General features: G+C 62.2%; 6 protein-coding genes. All 6 read left to right on the top strand.

From position 1 onward, the window contains the following. Window positions 1-63: 63 nt before the first annotated feature. The 6 genes from GPA_RS04550 to GPA_RS04525 are packed head-to-tail and all read left to right on the top strand — an operon-like array spanning window position 64 to window position 5892. Complete coding sequence (locus GPA_RS04550) at window positions 64-570, top strand: signal peptidase I (RefSeq protein ID WP_049784009.1); 507 nt, start codon at window positions 64-66, stop codon at window positions 568-570. 39 nt (window positions 571-609) lie between these two features. After that, window positions 610-1164, top strand: a complete 555-nt coding sequence (locus GPA_RS04545; RefSeq protein WP_167536599.1) for a SipW-dependent-type signal peptide-containing protein — start codon at window positions 610-612, stop codon at window positions 1162-1164. 50 nt (window positions 1165-1214) lie between these two features. Next, the gene (locus GPA_RS04540) at window positions 1215-1781 is read left to right on the top strand and encodes a SipW-dependent-type signal peptide-containing protein (RefSeq protein ID WP_041239090.1); all 567 of its coding nucleotides are present in this window, start codon (window positions 1215-1217) and stop codon (window positions 1779-1781) included. Further along, window positions 1778-4567: a vWA domain-containing protein gene (locus GPA_RS04535; RefSeq protein ID WP_015539083.1), complete on the top strand. Its 2790-nt coding sequence runs from the start codon at window positions 1778-1780 to the stop codon at window positions 4565-4567. Before GPA_RS04540 ends, GPA_RS04535 begins: the two co-directional genes overlap by 4 nt. Continuing rightward, complete coding sequence (locus GPA_RS04530; protein ID WP_015539082.1) at window positions 4564-5205, top strand: uL22 family ribosomal protein; 642 nt, start codon at window positions 4564-4566, stop codon at window positions 5203-5205. The genes GPA_RS04535 and GPA_RS04530 overlap by 4 nt, the downstream gene beginning before the upstream one ends. A 9-nt stretch (window positions 5206-5214) precedes the next feature. Then, on the top strand, window positions 5215-5892 hold the full coding sequence (locus GPA_RS04525; protein WP_231847571.1) for a hypothetical protein: 678 nt from the start codon (window positions 5215-5217) through the stop codon (window positions 5890-5892). Window positions 5893-5967 lie beyond the last annotated feature (75 nt).

Here is a 5967-nt window from a genome sequence, read left to right as displayed (position 1 = left end):
CAACGTTTCCGACACTTTCAGTTCTTGTGATCGCACCTGATGGCAACGTGAAAGGAAAGGGGCGTGAAGAGAATCGGGGCATCCCTCGGAGCGCTGGCGGCGCTTGCATGCGTGCTGCTGGCCGTTGCCTTGGCGGCTCCCCGTGTTTTGGGGCTCACACCGTTTGTCGTGCTCAGCGGGAGCATGGAGCCGACCTACCCCGTGGGCTCACTTGTCTACGTCCGGAGCGTCGATGCGTCGGAGCTTCGCGTGGGCGATCCCGTCACGTTCACGCTGGAGGGGCGGGAGGCAGTGGCCACCCACCGGGTGATCGAGGTGGATGCGGAGTCTGCGAGCCTGCGCACCCAAGGCGACGCGAACGACGAGCCGGACGGCTCTCCCGTTCAGTTCGTCAGCGTAATTGGCAGCCCGGCCTTCTGTGTCCCGCTGGTCGGCTACGCGGTGTCGTGGGTCTCCCGGCCTCCGGGGCTGTTCGTGGTTGCGGCGGCGATCGCCTGCCTTTTCGTCTGGGCCTTGGTCTCATCGAGGCCCTTTGGACGAAAAGCGCGGAGTGCGCGCGACGTGGCATAAAGTGCAAGATATGAAGCGAAAGATGAAAGGATGATGGATATGGAATCGAGGAAGTTCAAGATGGTGGCCGTGGCGGCCGCAGGAGCCGTGGCTCTCTGTTTGGGCGCAGTTGGCACGTGGGCGTGGTTGACCAGCACCACTCCCGAGGTTGAGAACGTGTTCACCGTGGGCAACGTGGATATCGGTCTGGCCGAGACTACGGGCGAGTCGTACAAGATGGTTCCCGGAACCGATATCGCCAAGGATCCGAAGGCGAGTGTGGAAGCAGGCAGTGAGGCGAGCTGGGTGTTCGTGAAGATCGAAGAGTCTTCCGTTCTGGACGACTACATCGCATATGCGATAGCCGACGGTTGGATCCAGCTGCCGGGGGAGGAAGGCGTCTTCTACCGCGCTGTTGCCGCAAGCCAGGTCGACCAGGTTTTCCCCGTCCTAGACGGAGACAAGGTGAGCGTGCTTGAAGGTGTGACGAGCGGGATGATGGATGCCCTCGCGGTCGAGGGAGCCGTGCAGCCCACGTTGTCGTTCAAAGCGTACGCCATTCAGGAGGTGGGTTTCAATACGCCAGTCGAAGCCTGGGCCGAGTTGGACGCGTAGCGGTCGTAGAAATCGAAGGGCCGCTCCGCAGACGGGCTTGAGGAGGCTCAATGAGAAGGAAGGTTATTGCCGCATCGCTGGCTGCATGCTTTGCAGCGGTGCTGTGCATGGGAACGTGGGCGCTCTTTACGGCCACCGGCACGGCGACGAACGTGGTTACCGTAGGGGACGTCAGCATTAGGCTGGTCGAGGATTTCGATGAGCTGGGCGCCCAGGGCATCGTACCCGGCGAGAGCATTCGGAAGAAGGTTTATGTGGAAAACGACGGCTCTAATCCTGCTTGGGTGCGCGTGCGCCTCGACGTCGCCGCGAGCTCGGCAGGTGGTGAGGCGCTCGAAACGGGTCCGGTGGGTCTGCGGTTTTCCGAGCAAGCGGGGGCTGGCGCCTGGGTCGACGGGGGAGACGGCTGGCTCTACCTGGTGCAGCCGCTTGATGGAGGGATGGCATCTCCGCCGCTCATCGATGCCGTGTCTCTAGACGGTTCGGCAGGTAAGGATTACGCCGGCGCCAAGGTGACGGTGTCTGTCCGCGCTCAGGCCGTGCAGAGCCAGAACAACGATGGGAGCGATGGTGTGCTGGGCGCGTTGGGTTGGTCCGATGAGGAGGATTGGTCATGACGGTGAAGCGGAAGGCTCTCTCGGTTTTCGCGTGCGTGATCCTAGTTCTTTCCTTGGTGCCGATCATTGCCTACGCGGATGATACGGAGCCCGATGGCGGCACGACGCCGACGGAGGCTGTGGGCGAAATCGAGACGAATGCCCTAGAGTCAGAACAGGAGACCCCGCAAGAAGAAGGGGGAAGCGTCTCCGAGAGCGGGAACGAGGACGGACGCGGGAATGAAGGTGAAGGGCAGAACGACGGCTCCGAGGCTGATGAGGCCGAAACCGGTCAAGTGGCGGATCCGTCCTCGAGCCGTTCGGTCAACGTGCTCCGCGCAGGTGGGTTGGTACGCGGCGATACTGGAGGTACCTCGGGTGGCGAAGGTGATCTCGTATTGGCGAAAAGCCTGGAAACCGACGGTCAAGGCGACAAGGTTATAACGTTGGAAGCCTACGCCTCTGGCAGCATGAGCATAGTTGAGCAGGGGATCCCCTGCGACATCGTGCTCGTGCTCGACCAGTCGGGATCGATGGATGACCGGTTCGGCTCCCAAGGGTCGTACCATGCGTTGTCAGGATACAGCAATAAGCGGCTCGGCGACCTGGCCGAAAACGGCAATTTGTACGTACGAGGTGGGGACGGCTCCTATGTGGCTGTTGACGTTGACGTGTCTGGCTTCATTTCTCTGAAATATTCTTACACGTGGGAGGGGTTGGAGGCACCCCTTACGTCGGAGGGCCGATACACTGTGCCCCAGTTCGAGGGCGTGACGTTCTACTCCTTCCAGACGGACCAGACCGTCACGCGGATCGCGGCACTCAAAGACGCGGCGAACTCGTTCGTTCAAAGTGTTCGCAGCAACTCCCTCGGAGAGGATGGAATCGCCGGGACAGTTGACGACGTGCCCCACCGTATCGCCGTGATCGGCTTCGCGAGCGGAGATAACACCGAGCTATTCGTCGGAAGCGCCTCGTATCCGTATGGGCAAAGCGCGCAAAGCCAATATGGGTCGGCTTTCCAGGACATGACGACCGAAATGGGTTTCGACAATGCGCTCGCTTCTATAGGCCAGCTTAGCGCGGACGGTGGGACGCTGGTTGACGACGGGCTGGATATGGCGAACGGTGTCTTCTCGGCGAACCCCCTTGTTACGGGGGAGCTGCGCAACCGCGTGACGGTGGTGCTGACCGACGGCGCCCCTGGCTTGTACGGAAACGATCGCGGAGTGGCGAACGAGGCGATAAGTCAGGCGTCCGAGCTCAAGACCGCCGGTTCGACCGTGTTCTCGATAGGGATTTTCCCCGGGGCCGACGCCTCGGGAGACCTGCCCGACCAGAGCGCGATGGGTTGGGGCGACAACGATTCGAATCGCTTCATGCATTTGCTGTCCAGCAACTACCCGGACGCGTCGAGCATGGGCAGCCCGGGTGCGCGCTTCGTAGACGAAGAGGGCTCTTCTCCCGACTACTACCTTTCGGCGTCTGACTCCGCAGGTCTGAACAGCATATTCCAAAGCATATCCCAATCCACGGGCGGATCGTCCGTGGACGTGGGCACCGAGGCCGTGGTGCGTGACGTCGTCGCCGCTGGGTTCTCGTTGCCAGAGGCGGCGGATGCATCGTCCGTCAAGGTGTTTACTCGAGCCTACTTGGGCCCCGACGCCGGTTGGGCAGAAGCGATTCCGCTCGATGGTGCGGCGGTGGTCGTCGACGGATCCACCGTCGACGTGTCGGGCTTCGACTTTTCGGGAAATTGGGTCGGCATGCGGGAGGAAGGCGGCGCGGCGATTCCTCACGGAAGCAAGCTGGTGGTTCGGATTCCGGTTGAGCGCACTGCAACCTTCGGAGGCACGGGGCGCACCAACGATGCGACGTCAGGGGTGTACGCCGATCTCGAAAGCGAGCCTTTGGGCATGTTCGAGCAGCCTATAGACTCCGCCGCCCTTGACTTCGAGGTGGCCTCTTCGGACGACGTGGTCTACCTTGGCGAGACGTCCAACATCGCCGACAACGTGTCTTGGGCGGAATCGTACGTGCCCGACGGGCAGAACAACGCGTTCGTGGATATTGCTTATCGGCTCGTTGTCGACGGCGTTACGTACTTCAGCGAGATTCCGGCCGGTACGGACGCATCGGGTCCGGATTTCGCGTTAGCGTGGAAGGATTCCTCGGGAAACCCTGTCGAGACGATTACGGTGCTGCCCGTTGGAGCTGGGGAGGAAGAATACGGCCTGTCCTGCACGGTGAGCGACGCCTGGGATGGGAATGAGGCGCAAGATGACCTCGAGATCGAAGGGCAGGTCTGCGTGCGAGCTGTGGCGTGCTCGGTGACGGTGGGCAAGAGCCTGTCGGGAGCAATGTACCATCCCGGTGACAGCTTCCTCGTGACGGTGGAGCAAGTCGAGGACACCGTCGCCCGCTATGAGGAGCTCGCCCAGGATTGCCCCCGGGCATCCGCATTCCTGATCGGTTCGGTGAGGGCGGTGGTGTCGGCAGACGGGAGCGTCACGGTGGCCGGGCTGCCGATAGGCACCTACCGCGTAACGGAGGACCAAGCGTGGTCGTGGCGCTACGAGTTCGTTGGGTCGACGGGGGGCGTGGCCGAGGAGCACGGTTCGTCGGTAAGCCTGCCGACGAGCGACGAGCGCCCGGCCTCAAGCCTCTATGCGCAAGCATCGGTGACGCTGACCAACCGGCTGGAGAGGGAGGCATGGCTCTCCCACGAGTGCTCTGCTGTAAACGTTTTCGGGGTAATCGACGGATCCGTCGAAGTGGTAAGGGCGAACGAGGGAGGGGCAGCATGACGAAGCGCGAAGGGCGTCATGCCACTGCACGCACGTTAACGGGCTACGGGTGCAGTGGAATTCGGATTGCCGTCGCATTGGCCGTGCTGTTTGGGGCGGCGCTGGCATCTGGTGCGGCTTATGCATGGCTTGCGGATGCGCAAGGCCCGTTGGAGAACAAGTTCGCACCTTCGGAGGCGAGCGTGGAGGTTGAGGAGAACCTGGGCCGGGCGAAGGAGAACGTTGTCGTGCGCAATACGGGCGATACGGCTGCATGGATGCGTGCCGAGCTTGTTGTCTGCTGGGTCGACGAGGCTGGCAAGGTGGTGGGCCGGATGCCGGTGCAGGGTGAGGATTATTCGCTCGAGCGGGCAGATCCCTCCGGATGGCTGGAGGGTGCCGACGGATTGAGTTATCACGTTCTCCCAGTCGAGCCCGGCGAGGCCACGGAGATACTGGTGAGATGCGCCGCCTTGACCGAAAAGGGAAAGGCGCTCGCGGAGGAGAAGGGCTGGAAGCTCCAGATGACCGTGCTGGCGGCTGGCATCCAGTCGGAGCCGGATGTCGCTTTCGCCGAGGCCTGGGGGCGCTCGAGCGGTTTATGCGTCGAAAGCGGCGCGCTCGCCCGTGGCGCGGTCGACCAATCGATCGAAGGATAGGAGGTTGCCTTGATGACGATGCGGAGAATGACCGGAGTCATGTTCGGAGCGCTGCTGGCATGCCTGGCTTTGCTGTGTGCGGCGACCGGCCGTGCGTATGCCGATCCGACGTCGGTGGTGTACGAAGGAGACGCGAAGTCGTTCGTGTTCCTGCCTGAAAGCACGGATCTCTTCCGCGGATTCAAGGAGGTCATGCCGGGGGACGAGCTAACGCAGGAGATAACGGTCGAAAACGGCTCGAACGATGTTGAGGCGAGGATATATCTGCGTGCCGAGACGATTGACGAACGTCATGAAGGCATGCTGAGCCAGATGCATCTGACTGTCGAGCAGGACGGGTCGGCGAAGTTGTTCGAAGCGCCTGCCAGCGAGCAAGGCGGCCTTCGAGACTGGGTTTGCCTGGGCACGCTCCAACCTGGCGGAAGGGCGGATCTGCGGGCGGTTCTCAAAGTACCTGTCGAAGCGGGCAACGAGCTGCAGGGAGCCTACGGCGAGGTCGTGTGGACCTTCATGGTTGAGGAGCTTCCGAGCGCCCAGGACGGAGGTGGGATTTTGGGCATGCCCCGAACCGGTGACGAATGGGCAGATGTGCTGGTTTGGGGTGCTGCGGCGATCGTCAGCGCGTTGGTTGCGCTCATCGCTTGGAAACGTTGCCGCAGCAGTTGCGGGAAGAAGCGTCAACCGTAAGGGGACACGGCCGACGGGAAGGTGAGACGAGCGGTTTGGGCTCCGCCCTTTTTCAAGGCAATGCTTAATGGGGTA

Source organism: Gordonibacter pamelaeae 7-10-1-b (assembly GCF_000210055.1).
Lineage (GTDB): Bacteria > Actinomycetota > Coriobacteriia > Coriobacteriales > Eggerthellaceae > Gordonibacter > Gordonibacter pamelaeae.
This window is presented reverse-complemented; position numbering and strand designations above follow the sequence as displayed.

Excerpts from the sequence above, each read along its gene's own strand:
- GPA_RS04545 (WP_167536599.1), top strand. The coding sequence starts at position 610 with ATGGAATCGAGGAAGTTCAAGATGGTGGCCGTGGCGGCCGCAGGAGCC.
- GPA_RS04540 (WP_041239090.1), top strand. The coding sequence starts at position 1,215 with ATGAGAAGGAAGGTTATTGCCGCATCGCTGGCTGCATGCTTTGCAGCG.
- GPA_RS04535 (WP_015539083.1), top strand. The coding sequence starts at position 1,778 with ATGACGGTGAAGCGGAAGGCTCTCTCGGTTTTCGCGTGCGTGATCCTA.
- GPA_RS04530 (WP_015539082.1), top strand. The coding sequence starts at position 4,564 with ATGACGAAGCGCGAAGGGCGTCATGCCACTGCACGCACGTTAACGGGC.